The organism is Streptomyces diacarni (assembly GCF_003323715.1).
Classification (GTDB): Bacteria; Actinomycetota; Actinomycetes; order Streptomycetales; family Streptomycetaceae; genus Streptomyces; species Streptomyces diacarni.
This window is the reverse complement of record NZ_QOIN01000053.1, coordinates 58996-78829: the sequence shown is the minus strand read 5'-3', so window position 1 is coordinate 78829 and position 19834 is coordinate 58996. Positions and strand designations below refer to the sequence as shown.

The 19834-nt window shown below is 74.5% G+C and carries 14 protein-coding genes; 3 read left to right on the top strand and 11 right to left on the bottom strand.

The window, feature by feature from the left end:
* Positions 1 to 159: 159 nt before the first annotated feature.
* The 4 genes from DTL70_RS26755 to DTL70_RS26740 all read right to left on the bottom strand — a co-directional run bounded on the left by DTL70_RS26755 (position 160) and on the right by DTL70_RS26740 (position 3994).
* Entirely contained in the window at positions 160 to 858 is a 699-nt protein-coding gene (locus DTL70_RS26755; protein ID WP_114024576.1) for a lysoplasmalogenase, read from the bottom strand.
* Between the two features lie 104 nt (positions 859 to 962).
* The gene (locus DTL70_RS26750; RefSeq protein WP_114024575.1) at positions 963 to 1943 is read right to left on the bottom strand and encodes a nucleoside triphosphate pyrophosphohydrolase; all 981 of its coding nucleotides are present in this window, start codon (positions 1941 to 1943) and stop codon (positions 963 to 965) included.
* Positions 1944 to 2134: 191 nt separating this feature from the next.
* Positions 2135 to 2803: a SurA N-terminal domain-containing protein gene (locus tag DTL70_RS26745; RefSeq protein ID WP_114024574.1), complete on the bottom strand. Its 669-nt coding sequence runs from the start codon at positions 2801 to 2803 to the stop codon at positions 2135 to 2137.
* 390 nt (positions 2804 to 3193) lie between these two features.
* A complete protein-coding gene (locus tag DTL70_RS26740) occupies positions 3194 to 3994 on the bottom strand; it encodes an HNH endonuclease family protein (RefSeq protein ID WP_425470413.1) in 801 nt (266 codons plus the stop codon).
* 216 nt (positions 3995 to 4210) lie between these two features.
* Between DTL70_RS26740 and DTL70_RS26735 the strand changes: the two genes are divergently transcribed.
* The gene (locus DTL70_RS26735) at positions 4211 to 5476 is read left to right on the top strand and encodes an FUSC family protein (RefSeq protein WP_114024573.1); all 1266 of its coding nucleotides are present in this window, start codon (positions 4211 to 4213) and stop codon (positions 5474 to 5476) included.
* Between the two features lie 51 nt (positions 5477 to 5527).
* Here the strand turns inward: DTL70_RS26735 and DTL70_RS26730 are convergent, their stop codons facing one another.
* From DTL70_RS26730 to DTL70_RS26725, 3 genes are all read right to left on the bottom strand, one after another.
* Positions 5528 to 6817 (bottom strand): serine/threonine-protein kinase, encoded by a 1290-nt coding sequence (locus DTL70_RS26730; protein WP_114024614.1) that lies wholly within the window; start codon positions 6815 to 6817, stop codon positions 5528 to 5530.
* Positions 6814 to 6966, bottom strand: coding sequence for a hypothetical protein (locus DTL70_RS33710; RefSeq protein WP_181861097.1), 153 nt, complete (start codon positions 6964 to 6966; stop codon positions 6814 to 6816). The genes DTL70_RS26730 and DTL70_RS33710 overlap by 4 nt, the downstream gene beginning before the upstream one ends.
* A 714-nt stretch (positions 6967 to 7680) precedes the next feature.
* Positions 7681 to 9690, bottom strand: a complete 2010-nt coding sequence (locus DTL70_RS26725) for an N-6 DNA methylase (protein ID WP_114024613.1) — start codon at positions 9688 to 9690, stop codon at positions 7681 to 7683.
* Positions 9691 to 9906: 216 nt separating this feature from the next.
* On the opposite strand from DTL70_RS26725, the gene DTL70_RS26720 reads away from it, so the two are divergent.
* Positions 9907 to 10506 (top strand): hypothetical protein, encoded by a 600-nt coding sequence (locus DTL70_RS26720; RefSeq protein ID WP_114024572.1) that lies wholly within the window; start codon positions 9907 to 9909, stop codon positions 10504 to 10506.
* Positions 10507 to 10582: 76 nt separating this feature from the next.
* A complete protein-coding gene (locus tag DTL70_RS26715; protein WP_114024571.1) occupies positions 10583 to 11008 on the top strand; it encodes a hypothetical protein in 426 nt (141 codons plus the stop codon).
* Positions 11009 to 11080: 72 nt separating this feature from the next.
* Here the strand turns inward: DTL70_RS26715 and mfd are convergent, their stop codons facing one another.
* The 4 genes from mfd to DTL70_RS26695 all read right to left on the bottom strand — a co-directional run bounded on the left by mfd (position 11081) and on the right by DTL70_RS26695 (position 19833).
* Entirely contained in the window at positions 11081 to 14647 is a 3567-nt protein-coding gene (gene mfd / locus DTL70_RS26710; RefSeq protein WP_114024570.1) for a transcription-repair coupling factor, read from the bottom strand.
* 334 nt (positions 14648 to 14981) lie between these two features.
* Positions 14982 to 15914, bottom strand: a complete 933-nt coding sequence (locus tag DTL70_RS26705) for a coiled-coil domain-containing protein (protein WP_114024569.1) — start codon at positions 15912 to 15914, stop codon at positions 14982 to 14984.
* 88 nt (positions 15915 to 16002) lie between these two features.
* Positions 16003 to 17013, bottom strand: coding sequence for an LCP family protein (locus DTL70_RS26700; protein WP_114024568.1), 1011 nt, complete (start codon positions 17011 to 17013; stop codon positions 16003 to 16005).
* Between the two features lie 123 nt (positions 17014 to 17136).
* The gene (locus tag DTL70_RS26695) at positions 17137 to 19833 is read right to left on the bottom strand and encodes an SUKH-4 family immunity protein (RefSeq protein ID WP_114024567.1); all 2697 of its coding nucleotides are present in this window, start codon (positions 19831 to 19833) and stop codon (positions 17137 to 17139) included.
* Position 19834: the final 1 nt, after the last annotated feature.

Sequence of the window (19834 nt, the reverse complement as noted above, 5' to 3'; positions counted from 1 at the left end):
GCACCCACACGACCGTAGACGCACCCACCGCCGGCCGCACCGGCGGCCACCGCTGCCCCGGCTCCCCGGCTCCCTGGCCGCCGGTCACGCCGGCCGGGAGACGCCACGGCAGCCGCCAGACGCCACGGCCCGGCGCCGCATACCGCCACCACGCGCTCGCTACGCGCGCTGCCGCTCCAGCCAGCCCGTGGTGAGCAGGTACTGGCCCAGCAGATAGCCCGCCATGATCAGCGTCTCCTGCGAGGGGAAGGAGCGCCCCGCCTGCTGGAGCCCGATCAGCGCGTCGGAGGCGACGAAGGACACCGCCCCCGCGGCCACCTTGCCGCCCACTCCGAGCGCGACGGCCCCCATCGTGGCGAGCGCCAGGCTGTAGCCGGCGACCGGGAGGCGCAGCCGGCGCTCCAGTGCGGGCGCGAGCGCCGCGTTGACGGCTGCCCACCCGGCGAACGCGGCCACCGCCCGCCTGGGCCTGGCCCGCAGACCGCGTACGCCACCGAGCCGGCCGGCCATCCCCGCCGTGTAGCTGACCTGGGTCCCCAGGAAGGCGGCCATCCCGGCGAGCAGCGCACGCTCGTGGCGGTCCCACAGCAGCGCGGTGTCGCCCGCGGTGGCGCAGGCCAGGCCGGCGAGGAGGGCCCCGTCGGGGCGCCTTGCCGCCGGGCCTCCGTAGCGGGCGTGGGCGGCGAGAGCGGGCATGAGAAGAGGCTTGCCGGCCCGCGCCGGGCCCCGGGGTGCCTTGACGGTGGCGTACAGGTCGGCGGCGGACAGGGCGACGAACGCCGCGAGCGGTCCACCCGGGCGGCGTGAGCGGCGCCCCTGTCCGAACCGCCGTGCCGTCCCGGCCTTGGTGGTCTCCATCACGGGAGTGTTACCGGCCGGTACGGCACCGTCAACCCGTCGCCACCGCTCTTCCTCCGTCGCCACCGCTTTCACGCCGTCGTGGCTGCCGACCCGGCGCGCTCTCAGCCGCGCTGCTCCGCGGCGCGGATGGTGTCGCGGTAGGTGCGGGCGGCGGCCCGCAGGGCGGTCTCCGGGTCGATGCCCTGCCGCTCGGCCTCCACGGCCAGGGCGAGGAGCGCGTAACCCACGTCCCCGCGCGCCCCCTCGACGGGAACGTCGAGCCCGGCCGCACGGGCCCGCCCCGCCAGCTTCGCGGCCAAGGAGAGCGCCGGCTGGCCCAGCGGCACGCCCTCGGTCACCGAGACCCGCTCGTTCTTCTCCTGCGCCTTGCGCCGCTGCCAGTGCGCCTCGACGTCCTCGGCGGACTCGGCGACGTCGTCACCGAAGACGTGCGGGTGGCGGTGGACCAGCTTCGCCACCAGCGTTCCCGCCACGTCGTCGATGCCGAAGGCCTCGTCCGGGTGGTCCTGGGCGATGCGGGCGTGGAAGACGACCTGGAGCAGCACGTCGCCGAGTTCCTCGCGCAGTTCCGCGCGGTCGCCGCGCTCGATGGCGTCGATGAGTTCGTAGATCTCCTCGACGCCGTACTTGAGCAGGTCCTCGTGGGTGCGCAGCGCGCTCCAGGGACACTCGCGGCGGATACGGTCCATGACCTGGACGGCGTCCAGCAGGCGGGCGCCGGGCAGATCGTAGGATCCGGGCAGCAGTTCGAGAGCGGGCATCGTCTGACGGCCGGAGCCCGCCAGGCGCGCGAGGCCGTCGGTGAGCGCCGGCTCGCCCTCGGCGGTCGCCAGCACCACGAGCGAGCGGCCGCCACCGCGCCCGCACTCCTCCACCAGCTCCCGCGCGTCCAGCTCCACCCCGGCCGCCACCTTCACGCCCGCGTCGCGCACATACGGCAGCTGCGGATGCGAGGGGTCGGCGCACAGCACGCGGTCGGCCCCGCGGAGCGCCTCCCACGCGGGCCAGGACAGCAGCCCGGGCGCCACCCGGTGCGTGGTGGTGAGCAGGACGATGCGGCCGGTCTCGGGGATTTCGTTCACCCCACGAACCTAACCCGATCGGCCCCGGCCGGGCCCGGGAGACCCAGGGCCCGGAGACCCGGAGCACCAGAGCCCCGGAGACCCAGCGGCCCGGAGGGAGGAGCGACAGCCCCGGGCCACCGGCATCAGACACAGGCCGCAGGCCACCGTCACCCGGCAACCCGGCACCCGCTGCCGACAGGCGCTTGACGTCACGCTCCCTGGGCGCGGTCGGCCTCGCCGGACAGCTCGCGCAGCCACGGGGCCTCATCCCCGCCGTCCCCGCCCAACGAGGAGGTGCGCGTGTTCCACTCCCCGTAGCGCGGGTTCACATTGATCTTCATGTCGTCCGCGGCACGCGACAGCTCCGCGTTGATCCGCTGCGGCCCTTCCGGGGACATCAGGTCGATGCCCTTCGCGGCGGCGATCTTCTCGATGCGCAGCTGCATCCGGATGAAGTCGTCGATGTCGTCGGGCGCGAGGTGGTGCTGGCGCAGCCACACCGCCTCCAGCCGCTTCTTGCCGCCGGCCTGCTTCTCCAGCTCCCCGCGGACCTGCTGAACCTCGCGGCGGCTGACACCGGCCCCCGCGTCCTTCGCCGCCTGCGCGACGACGCGCTCGCGGATCATCCCGTCGAGCGTGGCACGCGTCAGCTTGCCGCTCTGCTTGATCATCTGTTCGCCCTGCGGTTCCGCGCGCTGCGCGTCCCGCACGGCGCCCACCCGCGACTGGAGCTGCCCCATGCTGATCCGGTCCCCCTTCACCAGGGCCGCCGCACCCGGATGCGCGTCGTTGCCGCACGCCGTGAGCAGCGGGGTCGCGGCCAAGAGCGCCGCGACGGCGGAGAGAGTGAGCGCGGACCTGCGGCGTGGGCTTTCCATGGGGCCTCCCGGCGGCGGCGAGGGTCGGGCTCCGGCGCACGACCTGGCGATGATCGATGGTAGGGAGTCGAACGGCTCCATGACCACCGGTTCGACACCAAATCGACCAACGATTCGGGGGCAGTTGAGTCGCTGCCCCGTTCACCGGTTCGGATCACCACCCCGTGTTCCGGCACACCGGTTCGGGTCGCCACCCCGCTCAGGGGCACCGGTTCGGGCGCCTGGCGCGGGCCGCAGCACCGTTCGGACACCCGTCCCGACACCCCTTTTCGGACGCCGTACGCGCGCGTCCCGCGGCGACGAAGACGCCCGCGCCCTGCCGTGCCCGGACGAGTCCGGCCCCCGCGAGCGCCCGCAGGGCCCCGCGCTGCGCGCGCCTCGCGCGCTCCCTCAGCCGCCGCACTGCGCGAGCATCGTGCGCTTGTCGGGAGAGGTGACGGCCAGCTCGTACTTGTGCGCGACCTGGGCGAAGCGGACCGCGTAGGCGCAGCGGATCGTTCGGGAAGGCGGCAGCCAGGATGCGGGGCCCGAGTCCCGTTTGGCGGAGTTCGCGGGTCCGTCCACGGGCAGCAGGTTCAACGGGTCGTTGGCGATGCGCCGGCGCTTGTCCTCGGACCAGTGGGCGGCACCCATCTGCCAGTCGTAGGACAGCGGCATGACGTGGTCGATCTGCACGTCCGTGGCGTGCCGCTTCGTCCAGTTGACGCGCCGTCCGGTATAGGGGTCCTCCAGCGTCATCGACTCCACGACGCAGTCGGAACCTGAGCGGTGCCGCACCTTCGCGCCGTCGCGCCGCAGCACGTCGTTGCGGGTGTCGCAGCCGTTGCGGGCGAAGGGGACACCGTCGGCGGTGTCCATCCAGGCGTAGCCGAACGCGTCCCGCTCGTACCCGGTCCTCGGCCCGCGTCCCTTGGTGCGCAAGTCCGCTATGAGGCCGCGGGCCTTCGCCCGGTCGGCGTCGGAGGTGACGGGCGCCAGACCCGGCCTGGTGCCGTCCGGGTTGCTCAGCGGGCTGACGGCCCGGCCGCCGGTCCCCCCGCCACCGCCCGGTGAGGCGCTCGCGTCCTGTCCGTCCGGCATCCCCGCCCCGTCGCACCCGGTGACGAGCGTGACGGCCGCGAACACGACGGTGAGGGCGGCCCCCGCGCGGCGCCCACGTGCCCGGGGGACGCTTGCGCGGGGCCCGGATATGCGGGGGCGGGCGGGGCGGGGCTGGGCGGCGTCGGCGATCACCGGCTGAGCATAGCCGCGGGACGACGGCACCTCGCGAGGCGACCACGGCCGGCGCCCCGGCACGGGTCAGCCCGGGTCCGGGAGCGCCCGCCGCACCGGTGAGCGACGCTGCGGGCGTCACCCCGACGGCGCCCTGTCTGTGGCAACAGAGGGCAAAGCGGGCAGGGACGTGGGGTGCGCGAAGTCACCGACCCTCTGCTGAAACTGGTGCGGCGCCCGCACCACGAGCCCGTGGTCGCCCAGACGGCCCGCTCCACCATCGCCGCCGTGATCAGCTACGTCGTCGCCCTGCAGCTCAGCAGCGAGCCGGCGCCGCTGACCGCGCCACTCACCGCGTTGCTGGTCACCCAGGTCACCCTCTTCACGACGTTGCGTACCGGCGTCCGCCGCGTCAACGCCGTGGTGGCGGGCGTGCTGCTCTCCAGCGGCTTCAGCGCTCTGGTCGGGCTGACCTGGTGGAGCCTGGGCCTGGTCATCCTCGCCGCGCTGATCGTCGGCCGGTTCGTGAAGGCCGGCGAGTTCGTGCCCGAGACGGCCATCAGCGCCATGCTCGTCCTGGGCGTGACACAGAGCCAGGTCGCCTCGATGGCCTGGGACCGGGTGCTGGAGACACTGATCGGCGCCATCGTCGGGCTGGCTTTCAACGTGCTGTTCGTGCCCCCCGTGTGGGTGCAGCCGGCCGGAGACGCCGTGCTCGACCTCGCAGGCCGCATGCGGAACCTGCTGTCCGGACTCGGCGACGACGTCCGCGGCCACACCCCCGTCAGCCGGGCCGCCGAACGGCTGCACCAGGCGCGGCGGCTCGACCACGACATCGTCGAGGTCGACGTCGAGCTGCGGCGCGCGGAAGACAGCCTCCGGCTGAACCCGCGCGTACGGGAGGGGCTGCTCTCCCGCGTCGTGATGCGCACAGGACTCGACACCCTGGAGATCTGCGCCGTCGTGCTGCGCACCACCTGCCGCACCGTCACCGACCTGGCCAAGAAGCGCACCAGCGAACCGCTGTTCCGCGACGACATCGCCGAGGGCATGCATGAGCTGTTCGTCGAGATGGCCCGCGCGGTCGAGGCCTTCGCCGAGCTGATCACCACGCCCGTCAGCTCCAACGCGGAGGAGGCCGAGGCGCAGCTCGTGCGCTCCCTGGAAGCCAGCCGCACCCGCCGCGACACCGTCGCCTTCCAGCTCCTGGACACCGTCCGCTCCCACCCGCGCCAGTGGCAGCTGCACGGAGCGCTGCTCGCCGAGGCCGACCGCATCCTCGACGAGCTGGACGTCGAGAAGCGTTCCGAACGCCTGTGGGAGGAGCTCGACCGCCAGTCCCGCGAGAAGCGCGAGAAGAACCCCCTCCTGCGGGGACTGCGCCAGTTCCGGCACCGCGAGCGCTCCCGCCGCAAGGAGAAGGACGAGGAACGCGAACTGGAGTGGGAGGAGGAGCAGTAGCGCGGCGCCGCGGGCAGCCGCGCACGGCCACCCGCAGTACGAACTACGCGGTCAGTACCCGGCGCGTGGCGCCGGCTGGGCCAGCTGGTGGCGGCACAGCGACTCGTCCTGAAGAAGCTGGGCGAGCGCCGGGTCGGCCATGCCGCGTTCACGGATCAGATCGCGGATGAGGACGGCGAGCTCCGGCAGCGCCTGCCCGTACTGTCCGGTGTCCACCAGAGTGGTGGCGTACTGCTTGCGCAGGGTCCGCACCACGGGCGAGCCCTCGCCGTAGGCGACCACCGCCATCGGCAGCGCCCGCCCGAGCAGCGCGGCCACCTGGGCGTAGCGCCCTGCGCCGAGCAGTCTTCTGACCTCGTCGAGCACCGTGTTCAGGTCGCCGTCGGGCCCGGACGGTCCCGCGGCGGTACGGCGCGGGGGCCAGGGTGCCGCGGGCGCCAGGAAGGGGCGGGTGGGGTCCAGCGGCGGGCCGGGGGCGCGCAGACCCGGGGCGGGCAGCAACGGGGCGAGTTCGGCGTACACCTCATGCGCGTCGGCGGGCCGCCGCGCCGGATCACGGTCCAGCAGCCGGCGCACGAGCGCGGGCAGCGGCGCCGGGGCTCCCGGACACACCACGTCGAGGGGCTGCGGCTCCTCGTGCAGCTTCTTGTACAGCAGCCCGGCCGCCTCCGGCGCCTCGAAGGGGGTGCGCCCCGCGAGGAGTTCGTACAGCACCACGCCCAGCGCGTACAGATCGGCGGCCGGCCCGACGGCGCTGCCGCCCGTGGCTTGCTCGGGCGCCATGTAGACGGGCGTGCCCACCAGCGCGCCCGTCCGGGTCAGCCGGGTGACGTCGGGGGCGCCGACGGAGGCGATGCCCAGGTCGAGGATGACGACCCGTCCGTCCGGCCGCACCATGACGTTGCCGGGCTTCAGATCGCGGTGGACGACGCCCACGGCGTGCACGGCGGCGAGCGCGGAGCACAGCTGCGCGGCGACCGCCACGGCCCACTGCCACGGGTAGGGCTCGTGCTCGGCGAGGTGGTCGGCCAGATCGCTGCCGTCGAGGCGCTGCATCACCAGATACAGCTCCTCGCCGTCCTGGCCCGCGTCATAGACGGTGACCAGGCCGGGATGGTCCAGCTGGGCCGTCACCCGGCACTCGCGGGCGAAACGGCGGCGCAACTCCTCGGGGTCGGCGCTGTGCGCCAGGGAGGCCATGCGTTCGGAGTGCGCCAGTTTCACGGCGACGGGACGGCCGCCCAGCCCGGCGTCGAGGGCACCCCACACCTGCCCCATGCCTCCCCTGCCGAGCGGCTCCGCCAGCTCGTACCGGCCCGCTATCAGCCGGCCCGGCCTCACGCCCGGCCCCACGGCCCCGGCTGCCGCCGGGGGTCGTCGCCCGGCCGCTCCCCCGGTGCCTGCTGGTCGCCGCGCAGCAGCGCGCCGAGTTCGTCGAGCTCGGAGGCGACCTGCCGCATCCGCGGGGAGGCGGCCGGAGCGGGCGCCACGGGAGGAGCGGGGTGAACCGGGCGAAGGGGGGCGGCGGGGGGAACGGGGCCGGGTCGGCCGCCGCCGTCGGCGCGTAGGGCGCCGACGCGCCGTACGGGGACGAGGGGGTGCCGTACGGGGACGAGGGGGTGCCGGGAAACGGCGGAGGCGGGGCTCCCGCCCCGCGTGGCGTCCGCGGGAAGCGATCCGCCAGTACGGCGTGCACGACGGCCCCGCAGACGAGCAGCACGATGTAGAGCCCGGCGAAGAACTGCGCGTTGCCCTCCTGCCCCGGCTCGCTCGCCGGCACGAAGACGAGCAGCAGGACATAGACGGCGGTCAGCGCGCACGCCAGCGCGAACACCGCCCAGTCGCGCGGGCGGCGGCGCAGCAGCGCGAACCGCAGCGACGGCACCCACGTCAGCAGGCCCACCGACCACAGGGGGAACGACGCGAAGACGATCCGCAGCAGGAGGGTGCGGGTCGCCGTCGGCGCGGCCGGGCCGTACATCTTTCCTCCCGGGGGACAGGAACGGATAAGGCAGGAGGTGAGCGTATACAGCGGGACGGACAGCCCGGTACGCGACGGACGAGAAACAGGCCACGCGAAGCGGAATCGTTGCAACCAGCAGTCGCCGGGGCGGGGTTGCACCCCGAAGTCGCCGGGGCGGGGTTGCGGCGCGCAGTCGGCGCCGCATGGTCACGGCGCGGCGCGTGGTGGGCGGGTAGCGGGGTCAGGGGAAGGGCACCGTGCTGTCGGCGAGCCCGTCGAACATGCCCTGCACGAACTCCTCGCCCAGCTCCGACACGCGCCGCAACGCGGTCTCGAACTCGGCGAGGCGGCGGAAGCGCGCACCGTACGCGCGCTGCCGCTCCAGCGGCAGCCTCGGCAGCCGGAGCCTGCGGACGTCGATCCGGGAGGCGCTGGAGGCGTAGCTGCTGGCCTGGCGGGTGTTGGCGGTCGAGCGCAGGAAGCCTGCCACGAACCAGGCGTCCAGTGCGGCCGGGTCCACGCGCAGCAGGCACAGCGGCTTGGCCAGCCGGGCCCCGGACTCGCTCTCGGCCACCACGTGGGCGGCGCCCCTCCCCTGGACGGGGAGGACGATGTCGCCGGGCGCCGTGGTGACCGGTTCGGCGGAGGCCAGGTGCACCTCCAGCGCTCCGCTGCGGGCCAGTTCGCCGACAGTGACCTCCGGAAGCGCGGCCCCCTCGGGTCCGGGCGCTTCCGCGGCGCCGGAACCCGCCCCTTCCTCGCCGGCGAGGTCGAGCGTACGGCGCAGGGTGCGTTCCAACTCGCCCCGTACGGACGCGAGGGAGGCGGCGTCCGTCCCGGCGTTCCCCGGCGGCAGGTGGCGGGCGGGGGTGAGGTCGACCTCGTCGTCCAGCAGGTCGATGACGGGCAGCGTCGCGCACACGCCGGGCTGCTCGGGGGCGGCGCCGTCCGCGTCGTGGGCGCGCCACGCGGCCAGCACGGCGGCGGCCGTCTCGTGCCAGGGCGGCGGCTCCTCGCCCTCGGCGCGGCCGCCCGCCGCGTCCATGAGCAGCAGCCGGGCGTCGGCGGAGGTGCCGTCCGGTTTGCGGAGTATCCACAGGTGCAGGGGCAGGCTGTGCGGAGCCGCGGCACCCGGAGGGAGCGCGAGGACCGCGCGGAGCGCTCCCTTGCGCAGCAGTGCGGCGCGCACCCGGCGGCCGGTGCGGCGTGCGGCGACGGCGGGCGGGAGCAGGAGCACGGCGGTGCCGCCGGGCCTGAGCCGGGCCAGCGCGTGCTGCATCCAGGCCAGTTCGGACTCGGTGCGCGCGGGCAGGCCGTACGTCCACCGCGGGTCGTACGCCAGGTCGTCGTGGCCCCAGTTCCGCTCGTTGAAGGGCGGATGGCAAAGGACGGTCGCCACCGACGGCGCGTCGGGCGCCGGCTCGGTGCGCAGCGCGTCCTGGGCGCGCACGTCGACGGCGGCGGGCACGTCGACGGCGGCGGGCACGTCGACGGCGGCGGGCTCGGGCGCGGGTTGCCCCGCCCCGGCGGCCGCTGCGGCGGCGCGCAGCGTGAGGCGGAGCGCGGCGAGCCGGGCGAGGAGCGGGTCGGTGTCCTGTCCGTACAGGGCCGCCGGCGTGTCAGGACCGGCAGCGCCGGCGGCGGCCAGCAGCGCGCCCGCACCGCAGGCGGGGTCGAGTACCGCGTCCCCCGGCCCGGCGAGCCGCGCCATGAGGGCGGCGGTGGCGGGCGGGGTGAGCACGTACTGGCGGGGGTTGGTGTCGAGGTAGTCGGCGAGCAGCTGCTCGAACGCGGCCTCGGCGCCCGACTCCCGTGCCATCGCGTCGAGTTCGTGACCGAGCTCGTCCCCGACCCCGTCACCACCCACCACGCCGCCCGGCACTCCCGTCGCATCCGGTGCGCCGGTCCCGCCAGGGGCCGACTCGGGTAGCGGCCCCGGGGCGGCCGGTTTCGCGGGCGCTCCGAGGCCGGCCAGGTGTTCGCCCGCGCGGACGAGCGCGGGACCGTACCCGTCGGGGTCGGCCTCCAGCCGACGGCGCACCCGCTCGCGCGGCGGCGCCTCGGCGAGTTTGCCCTGGGCCCGCAGCCACCGCTCGACCTCGGCGAGGGAGAAGGCGGGGCTCGCCTCGGTGCCGCCGACGGGCCGGGGGAAGTCGGCGTAGCGGCGTCGCCAGTTGCTGACGGCCGCCCTGCCCACACCGGCGAGCCGGGCAATGGCCGCTGCCGTCACTTCCGTGCCGTCCGACCCCACGTGCACCGCGCCCCTTCCGTGTGTCTCGCCGACCGCACCGGTTCGGCGATGCGCCCGAGCATACCCACCGCACGTCCCCCCATCTCGTTCACAACGTGAAGTCCACCCTTCAAGTGTTCACGTGTTGACTCGGTTCACAAGCAATGCTCTTATTGGCGCACCGGTTCACACCTGTCGGAGCCGGGCCGCTCGCACACCCCGACCGGAGGTCCCGCCATGCCCACACGCGTACCGCTGCCCCGCACGCGCCCGCTGCTCGTTTCCGCCGCCGCGCTCCTGTCCCTCGGCGCGCTCGGCGCCTGCTCGCTGGAGGAGCCCGTCGCCGAGAAGGCCACGACGGGCGCGCAGTCCCCGTCGGGCAAGGCGGCCGACACCACGGCGGACGGCGACGGCTCGAAGGGCGGCAGGAAGGCCGCGGGGCCGCACTCCGCGGGCCAGAGCGCGGTGTACGCCGACAAGGGGCTCAAGGTCACCGTCTCGGCGCCCTCCGCGTTCACCCCGTCCGCGTACGCGGCGGGCCACAAGAGCGGCCGCTCGGCCTACAAGCTGCGCGTGACGCTGGAGAACACCGGCGACGCCAGGATCGACACCACGCTGGTCACCGTCGACGCCCGGCAGGGTGAGGACGGCGAGACGACCGAGGGGATCTTCGACGGCGAGACCGTCGGAAGCGGTTTCACCGGCCACCTGCTGCCCGGCAAGCGCGCCACCGCCACCTACGGCTTCGACGCGGGGCGCGGAGCCCGCACGCTCGACGTCGAGGTCAGCCTCAACGACTTCGAGACCGAACCCGCGCAGTGGAGCCTCACGCTCTGAGACCGCCGCGCCCGCCGGACGCACCGCACCGCCACGCAACCGCACGATCCGAACCGCTCACAGGGGGGAACCCACCATGTCGCACGTCCCGCACCACGACAGTCCGCACGACCGCCCCTTCGCCTCCGCCCCCGCGCCCGCGCCGGTGCAGCTTCCGGTCCGCGAGCCGCGCAACGGACTCGGACTGACCGCGCTGATCCTCGGTCTCCTCGGCGCCCTGTCCGGGCTGGTCCCGATCCTGTTCTGGGCCTCCGGCACGCTCGGTGTCATCGGCCTGGTCCTCGGCCTGGCCGGCCGCTCCCGCGCCAAGAAGGGACTGGCCACCAACGGCAGGACCGCGCTGACGGGCCTCCTGCTGTCCCTGCTGTCCTTCGCCCTCGGCGTCTGGGGCCTGATCACCGTCGTCACCGCGCTCGACGACGCGGCGAACGAGATCGACAAGGAGCTGAACAGCGGCGCCCCGCCCGCCGCCGTCCTCCCCCTGACCGCCGCCACGCGCTGAACACCCCGCCCGGCTCCGGGCCGCGCCCCACCGCGGCCCGGGCGACCCCCCACCGCCCCGGCGAACCGGGGCTCAGGCTCCCGGCACCGTCGTCAGGAACTCGCCCACCCAGGCCAGCAGGTCGCGGCCCGTCAGGGGTTTGCCGCCGATGCCGCCCGGCTTGGGGCGGGGCACCAGGACCTGATGGGTGGCCGACTTGATCACCGAGCCCGGGTACACCCGCTTGAGCCGCAGCTCCTGCGACTCCCGCAGCTCGACGGGGCTGAAGCGGATGTTGTTGCCCTGGAGGGTGATGTCGGTGACGCCGACCGTGCGGGCCAGCATCCGCAACCCCGCGACCAGCAGCAGGTTCTCCACCGGCTCCGGCAGCGGCCCGTACCGGTCGGCCAGCTCCTCGCGCACGGAGGCGATGTCCTCCTCCGTGGTGGCCGAGGCCAGCGCCCGGTACGCCTGGAGACGCAGCCGCTCACCCGGCGCGTAGTCGTGCGGGACGTGCGCGTCGACCGGCAGCTCGATCTTGACCTCCGGCGGGGTCTCCTCCACGGGCCCCGCCTCACCGGACTCCAGCGCCGCCCGGTAGTCGGCCACCGCCTCGCCGACCATCCGCACGTACAGGTCGAATCCGACGCCCGCGATGTGCCCGGACTGCTCGCCGCCGAGCAGATTGCCCGCGCCGCGGATCTCCAGGTCCTTCATCGCCACGTACATGCCGGCGCCCATCTCCGTGTGCTGGGCGATGGTGGCCAGCCGCTCGTGCGCCGTCTCCGTCAGCGGCTTCTCCGGCGGGTAGAGGAAGTAGGCGTAGCCGCGATCCCGGCCGCGGCCCACCCGGCCGCGCAGCTGGTGGAGCTGGCTGAGGCCGAAGTTGTCGCCGCGCTCGACGATGAGGGTGTTCGCGTTGGAGATGTCGATGCCGTTCTCCACGATCGTCGTGGCCACCAGCACGTCCGACTTCTTCTCCCAGAAGTCGACCACCACCTGCTCCAGCGCCTGCTCCGACATCTGCCCGTGCGCGGTGGCGATCCGCGCCTCCGGCACGATCTGCCGCAGCCGCGCCGCCGCGCGGTCGATGGACTCCACCCGGTTGTGGATGTAGAAGACCTGCCCCTCGCGCAGCAGCTCGCGGCGGATCGCCGCGCCGATCTGCTTCTCCTCGAAGGGACCGACGAAGGTGAGCACCGGGTGCCGCTCCTCCGGCGGCGTGGTGATCGTCGACATCTCGCGGATGCCGGTCACCGCCATCTCCAGCGTCCTGGGGATCGGCGTCGCCGACATCGTCAGCACGTCCACGTTGGCCCGCAGCTTCTTCAGCTGCTCCTTGTGCTCGACACCGAAGCGCTGCTCCTCGTCGACGATGACCAGGCCCAGCTCCTTGAACTTCGTCTCCGACGAGAACAGCCGGTGCGTCCCAATGACGATGTCCACCGTGCCCTCGCGCAGCCCGTCCAGCGTCGCCCGCGCCTCGGTGTCCGTCTGGAAGCGCGAGAGCGCCCGCACGTTGACGGGAAACTGGCCGTACCGCTCGGAGAATGTGGAGAAGTGCTGCTGCACCAGCAGCGTCGTCGGGACGAGGACAGCGACCTGCTTGCCGTCCTGCACCGCCTTGAACGCGGCCCGCACCGCGATCTCCGTTTTGCCGTAGCCGACGTCACCGCAGATCAGCCGGTCCATCGGGACCGACTTCTCCATGTCCTCCTTGACCTCGCCGATCGTGGTGAGCTGATCGGGCGTCTCCGCGTACGGGAACGCGTCCTCCAGCTCCCGCTGCCAGGGGGTGTCCGCGCCGAACGCGTGCCCCGGCGCGGCCATCCGGGCGCTGTAGAGCTTGATCAGGTCCGCGGCGATCTCCTTGACCGCCTTCTTCGCCCGCGCCTTCGTCTTCGTCCAGTCCGCGCCGCCCAGCCGGTGCAGCGTGGGCTGCTCGCCGCCGACGTACTTGGTGATCTGCTCCAGCTGGTCCGTCGGCACGAACAGCCGGTCACCGGGCTGCCCGCGCTTGGCCGGCGCGTACTCCACCAGCAGATACTCGCGGGTCGCGCCCTGCACCGTGCGCTGCACCATCTCGATGTAGCGGCCCACCCCGTGCTGCTCGTGCACGATGAAGTCGCCCGGCTGGAGCGTCAGCGGATCGATCTGCTTGCGGCGCCGCGCCGGCATCCGCGTGCCGTCCTTGCCCGCCGCCTTCTGGCCCGACAGATCCGTCTCCGTCAGCACCGCCAGCTTCAGCCCCGGCGCGAGGAACCCGTTGTCCAAAGAGCCGCAGGCCACGTGCACCAGGTTCGGGTCCAGCGCCAGCTCGGAGCCTGCCAGCCGGGCCGGCACCCCCTCGCCGCCCAGCACCTCCGCCGTACGGGACGCCGGACCGTGCCCCTCGGTGACGTACACGCAACGCCACCCCTGGGCCAGCCAGCCCTTGGTGTCCGCCAAAGCGCGCGCCGTGTCGCCCCGGTACGTCTCCGGCGCCTGCAGGCCCAACGTGAGCGTGTCCCCGTCGCCGTCCTCCGCCGCCTCGACGTCGGCGGTGAACTGGCTGACCGACCACCACATCATGCCCAGCTCGCGCGCGTGCTCCCGCACCTCGGCGATACCGCGCAGCGAAGCGGCCCCCACGTCGATCGGGGCGGCGCCGCCCGCACCGTCGCCGCTGCCGGCCGCCGCCGCCCACGACGCCTGCAGGAACTCCTGGCTCGTCGCCACCAGGTCCGCGGCCCGCGTCCGCACCCGCTCCGGGTCGCACACCACCGTCATGCTGCCCGCGGGCAGCACGTCCAACAGCAGCTCCATGTCGTCCACCAGGACCGGCGCGAGGGACTCCATGCCCTCCACCGCGATCCCCTCGGCGATCTTGCCGAGCAGCTCGTGCAGCTCCGGATGGAGCTCCATCAGCTCCGCCGCCCGCCCGCGCACCTCGGGCGTCAGCAGCAGCTCCCGGCACGGCGGCGCCCACAGCCCGTGCTCGGCGACCTCCAGGGAGCGCTGGTCGGCGACCTTGAACCAGCGGATCTCCTCCACCTCGTCGCCCCAGAACTCCACCCGGACCGGGTGCTCCTCCGTGGGCGGGAACACGTCCAGGATGCCGCCGCGCACGGCGAAGTCGCCGCGCTTCTCCACCAGCTCCACCCGCGCGTACGCCGCAGCCGACAGCGCGTCCACGACCTCTTCCAGATCGGTGGTCTGCCCCTGCTTGAGGGCGACGGGAACCAGGTCCCCCAACCCCTTGACCTGCGGCTGGAGCACCGAGCGGATGGGCGCGACGACGACGGAGACCGGCCCGGTGGCCGGATCGTCCGGGTCCGGGTGCGCCAGCCTGCGCAGCACCGCGAGCCTGCGGCCCACCGTGTCCGAGCGGGGGCTGAGCCGCTCGTGCGGCAGCGTCTCCCACGAGGGGAACTCGACGATGCCCTCCTGGGGCAGCAGCGAGCGCAGCGCCCCCGCCAGATCCTCCGCCTCGCGGCCCGTGGCCGTCACCGCCAGCACCGGACGCTGCGCTGAGCGTGCCAGCGCGGCGACGGCGAACGGGCGGGCCGCGGCGGGGCCCACCATGTCGACATGGTGGCGGTTGCCGTCCGCCGCGGCCCTGACCGCCTCCTCAAGCGCGGGGTCCTCGGTGACGGCGTCGAGCAGACCGTGCAGGCTCATGGGCTTCGCTTTCGGCTTTCCGTCCGGTGGCGGGGGCGTGCGGGGGGAGTCCTTGGGGCACGCCAAAGGGCCCGACACAAGCTGATCGGGCCCTTCCAGACTACGCCGCCCGGCGGACACCCTCCCCTCGTCCGCCGCGAACCCGGCTCCGCGCGGGGGCCGCCGGGGGTTCGCCGTCGTCGCCGGGTGCGGCTCTCGTCGTGCCCACCCTCCCCCAGCCTCCGGCCGGGGGAGATCCCCGGAACCTCCGACCGGCGGTCCCAGCCCCGCGGAACGCCTGCCCGCACCGAGGGCACCTGCCCGCACCGGGCGAGTGGGGCGCGGTTTCCCCGGGTCAGTCCTGGGGGGCGGGGGCCGACTGGGGCGGGACGGTGGCGGTGTCGGGGGCCGCCTCGGGGGCGCGGCCGGTCAGCGCGGCGAGCGACGAGCGGACGTGCGCCATGTGCTGCCGGAGCTCGTCGGCCCGCTCGGTGTGCTCCCTCAGCACCCGCTCGGTCTCGCGCGCGATGCCCTCTTCGCGCACGCGGGCCTGCGCCAGCAGCTCCTCGCCCTGCGCCACCGCGTCCTCGTGCCGGTGCCGTGCCCACTCCTCGGCCTGGGCGTGCTGCCGCTTGGCGTCGGCCAGTGCCCGCGCTCCGCGCTCTTCGAGGTCGGCGGCGTGCGCCGCGAACGCGGCCTCGTTCTGCGCGCTCTCGCGCTCGGCGGCATCCGACTCGGCCGCCTGTTCCTTCTCCTGTTCGGCCAGCAGCGCCGCACACCTGCGGGACATCTCGCGGAGCGCCTCGCCGGCCTCGCGGCTGGTCTTGTCGGCGTGCTCCCGTGCGTGGGTGCGCAGCTCGTCGGCGTGGTCCTGGGCGGCGTCGACGGTGCGGGCCGCGGCGGCCTCCGCGTCGGCGCGGCGGCGGGCCGCGGCTTCCCTGGCGCCGTCCTGGAGGGAGCGGGCCTCTTCCTCGGCCCGCCCCGTCAGCTCGTGGGCCGCGGCCTCGGCCGCCGCCCGCAGGTCCGCCGCCTCCGACTCCGCGGTGCCCAGGAGCCCCTGGGCGCGCGGGCCGAGCGCTTCGTAAGTCTGCGGGGGCAGGGCGGCGGCGACGTCGTGCAGCCGCTGCGCTTCCTCCGCGGCCTCCTCCGCGAGCCGGGTGAGCTGCGCGGTGCGGTCCCAGGCGGCCTCGCGTTCCGCGTTGAGACCGGTCACCCGGGCGTCGACCTGTTCGGGCCGGTATCCGCGGCCCCTGACGACAACGAAGCCGTGCGGCGACGACGCACTCATTTCGAGCCCCTTATCTCGGCTTATCTCGGTTCCCGGCTCCTGATGCGGTCCCGGCGACCACGGCGAGACCGGCCTGTCCCAGGATGCGCTACTTCACCGTGGTTGCCGTAATCGGCACATCCTGGCGCAACTGATCAAAAAGTGCGCGTGACCCGGATGGGTGCCACACGACGACGCTTCCGACGCCCGGCACGCTGAGCCCGGGGTTCGCCACCGGAACGGTCGTCGTACCGCCCTCGCCCGCCGTCAGCCCCCTGATCTCCCAGCCCATCCGTGTGAGTGACCCGACGGAGTCCATCCGGTCGACGGTCACCGCGTCGAGGGCCGAACCGAGGAAGGGGTAGAACCGGAACGGGTCGGCCACCACGTCGGCGCCCGTGCCCTCCCGCACGAGGGCGCTCAGCAGTTTCCGCTGCCGCTTGACCCGGCCCAGGTCGCCCTCCGGATCGCTGTAGCGCGCCCGGACGAACGCCAGCGCCTGCTTGCCGTCCAGCGTCTGGCACCCGGCGTCCAGGTCGGCGCCCGCCTTCTCGTCGCGCAGGGGCTCGCCGAGGCAGATCCGCACACCGTCGAGGGCGTCGACGACGTGCGTGAAGCCGAGGAAGTCGATCTCCGCGTAGTGGTCGAGCCGCAGCCCCGTGGCCTCCTCGACGGTGCGCGTCAGCAGCTCGGCGCCGCCCAGCGCGTACGCCGAGTTGACCTTGCCTTTTCCGTGGCCGGGGATCGGTACGTAACTGTCCCGCGGGATGCTCACCAGATACGGTCCCGCCGCACCGTAGTGCAGCACCATCACCGTGTCCGTGTTGCGCTGGCCCCCGCCGCCGACGTGCAGTTCCTCGCGTTCCTCGCGGGTCAGATCCGCACGGGTGTCCGAACCGATGATCAGCCAGTTGGTGCCCTCGCCGTGCGCCGGGCGGTCCGGGTAGTCGGTGAGGGCCTCCGTCTGCTGCAACCGGGTACCGGCCCACAGGTACGTCGCCGAGACGGCCGCCGCCGCGATGAGGACCACGGCGAGCACCACTACGATCACGACCCGCGGCCACCGGCGCCTGCGACGCGGACGGGCCGCGCGATAGACGGTGCTGCTCTCCCCGTACATGAACCGAGGGTCCCGCGCGGCGGCCGGTGCCGCGCGCCACCGTGGTCCGTCCGGCGGAGGGGGGCGCGCCGCACCGGCACGCCCCCTGGATCACCCTCGGATCATTCTGGGGTCACTCCCGGATCAGAACAGTCCGTCCCACATCTGTTCGAGCAGCACGGACCACCAGTTCTCTGGCGACCCCAGGGCCGGGGCGTCGAGCGCCGCGAGCTGGGCCTGGAAGTCGACGGTCCACCGTCCGGCCTGCTCGGGCGTCAGCCCGAACCGCAGCCGCCACATCCGCCCCAGCATGGCCACACAGCGCACGAACTCCGGCAGCCCCGTGTTGACGAACTGCGGAGGTGCCGGCTGCCCACCGGGCCCCGCCTCCAACGGCACGGCGACGATGTTCGCCGTGCCGTACTGCACGCACAGCTGCCGCCCGAAGTCGCTGCCCACCACCAGGTAGGAGCCGGCATCGGAAGCGGCGGCGACACCACGCTCCTGCGCGAGCTCCGCCAGCGTCGGGATGGGACGCCCCGGCTGGGCCTGCCCCCAGAAGAAGGGCCCCAGGTCCAGAGGGACGCCCGCCCACACGAGAGTCTGCGCGACGATGTCGGGCACACCCTGGCGGGAGACGGCCCGCTGGTCGAACCGGAAGACCCCCTGGGGCCCGAACGCCTGCATGAGCTCCTGCCCGATGGCGTCGGGCGGAATGGGCGGAGCGGGCGGGACCTGTCCTGGCGCAGGCAGCGGCACCGGATTGGGCGCGGGCCGCGCGGGCCCGTCGGCGACCTGGTGCAGCTCGCCCTGGTGCTCGATCAGGTGCCGCATCCCCTGCTGCCGGGAAGCGTGGTCGGTGCCGTACGACGCGGTGTGGCTGACCCGCACCTGGGGCCAGGTCTCGCGGATCATCCGGGCGCAGTAGCCGCCGGGCAGATCGCAGGGCTCCAGCTCGGTGTGGAGCTCCACCACCTGCTGCGGAGGCACGTTCATGGCCCGCAGCTCGTGCAGCAGCTGCCACTCGGGGTGCGGGGTGCCGGGGGCCGAGCGGCGGATGAGCTGCTGCTCGGAGCCGTCCGGCGCGCGGTAGCGCAGGGCGGCCATGTAGCCGGGGCCCACGGTGGGCTGCCCCGGCTGCGGCTGCGGTGCGGCGCCGGGCGGCGGCGTGCCTGCTCCGGGCACCATGCCGGGCCCGGCGGCGCCGGGGGGCGGCGTGCCGGGTGCCGCGGGCGGGGCGCCGGGCGGCGGGGGCGTGGCGGGTCCGGTCACCCCGGGCCCGGCGAGCATCGTCGCCGCGTGGTGGACGTCCGCACCGCCGGTACCGCCCGTACCGCCGCCTCCCGACGTGCCGGTGCCGCCGGGAGGCGGTGTTCCCGCACCGGCGGGAGGGGGCGTGCCGGGTGCGTCGGCCTTCGGCTGGCTGCCGCTCTGGCTGATCTGCTCGGCCAGGTCGTCGGCCGAGACCAGCTGGGTCGGCACATAGCCGCCGCCGGGTGCTCCCGGCGCTCCGGGAGCACCCGGAGCCGAGGGCGGAGGCGGGGTGGACGAGCGGCCCGGTGGCGGGGTGGACGGGCTGCCGGAGCGGGCGCCCGGGGTGCCGGGAGCACCGGGCGGCGGGGGGACGGACGGGCCGCTGCCGCGCGAGGACCGCGGGGGGATGGAGCCGCTCGGGGCCTTGCTGGTGGCGGCGTCGGCGATGTCACCGGCCCCCGGGGTTCCGGGAGCGGACGGGGCACCGGGAGCAGACGGGGCGCCCGGCGCCGACGGGGCGCCCGGCATCGACAGTCCGCCCTGGGAGGGGTCGGCCAGCATGGTCGCGGCCTGGTGCACTCCGCCACCGGTCCCAGGACCCGAGCCGCCCGTGCCGTCGCCGGGACCCTCACCCGTTCCGTCGCCCGGGCCGCTTCCCTGACCGCTGCCGCTGCCGCCACCACCGGTGCCGGTGTCAGCGGTTCCGGTGTCAGCGGTTCCTGGGCCGCCGTGCTGCGCCGCCGCCTGTCCGGGCGCCTGCGGGGGCTGCTGCGGGTTCGGGGCGGAGCCGGTGGCCGGGTCCTCAGCGGGCTGCCCGCCCCCGGCGCCCGGCAGGTCGAGTGCGGGTGCGACGGCCGTCCTGGGCAGCACACTGCCCTCGGGCAGCAGTTCGGTCCTGGCCTCGGACCTGGAGCCCGGCGGCGGAGGCGGCGTCTCGTCCTCGTCGCTGCCCATCAGCGGCGGCGCGAAGACCGTCGCGGGCGGCGCCTGCGCCTCACCGCTGCCGACCCCACCGGTGTCCGCCCCGTCCCACGGACTGGCGCCGGACAGACCTCTGCCGGAGGAACCCCCCTGCGATCCACCGGCGACGGGAGCGGACGGCGCACCAGGAGCCGACGGAGCACCAGGAGCGGGAGCGGGCGGCGCACCAGGAGCGGGAGCGGGCGGCGCACCGGAGGCCGAGGGGGGCCCGGAGGCGTCGGCACGCCGGTCCGGAATGCCCATCTTGTCGGCGGCCTCCTGCAGCCACTCGGGCGGCGTCAGCAGGAAGGACGTCGCCTCCAGGTCGAGCCGCTGCTGCGGGGCCGCTGCCGGGGCGCCCGCCTCCTCGGCGCCGTACTCCTCCTCGTAACGCCGAATGACCTCGCCCACCGGAAGGGCGGGCCACAGCGTGGTGTCGCCGCTGTCCCTGGCGATGACCAGCCGCAGGTTGCCGCCGTCCGAGACGGGCCCGCTCTCGCGGTCCTCGGCCCAGGCCACGAAGCCCAGGTCGAACTCGCGGACGCACACCTCGCGGTGCTGGTATCCGGGTACGTCGCCGTTGACCCAGCGCTCGGCGCGCTCCTGGGCCTGCGCGAAGGTCACCATC

Excerpts from the sequence above, each read along its gene's own strand:
- DTL70_RS26715 (WP_114024571.1), top strand. The coding sequence starts at position 10,583 with ATGTCGCACGTCCCGCACCACGACAGTCCGCACGACCGCCCCTTCGCC.
- DTL70_RS26745 (WP_114024574.1), bottom strand. The coding sequence starts at position 2,803 with ATGGAAAGCCCACGCCGCAGGTCCGCGCTCACTCTCTCCGCCGTCGCG.
- DTL70_RS26705 (WP_114024569.1), bottom strand. The coding sequence starts at position 15,914 with ATGAGTGCGTCGTCGCCGCACGGCTTCGTTGTCGTCAGGGGCCGCGGA.
- DTL70_RS26695 (WP_114024567.1), bottom strand. The coding sequence starts at position 19,833 with ATGGTGACCTTCGCGCAGGCCCAGGAGCGCGCCGAGCGCTGGGTCAAC.
- DTL70_RS26700 (WP_114024568.1), bottom strand. The coding sequence starts at position 17,013 with ATGTACGGGGAGAGCAGCACCGTCTATCGCGCGGCCCGTCCGCGTCGC.
- DTL70_RS26755 (WP_114024576.1), bottom strand. The coding sequence starts at position 858 with ATGGAGACCACCAAGGCCGGGACGGCACGGCGGTTCGGACAGGGGCGC.
- mfd (WP_114024570.1), bottom strand. The coding sequence starts at position 14,647 with ATGAGCCTGCACGGTCTGCTCGACGCCGTCACCGAGGACCCCGCGCTT.
- DTL70_RS26720 (WP_114024572.1), top strand. The coding sequence starts at position 9,907 with ATGCCCACACGCGTACCGCTGCCCCGCACGCGCCCGCTGCTCGTTTCC.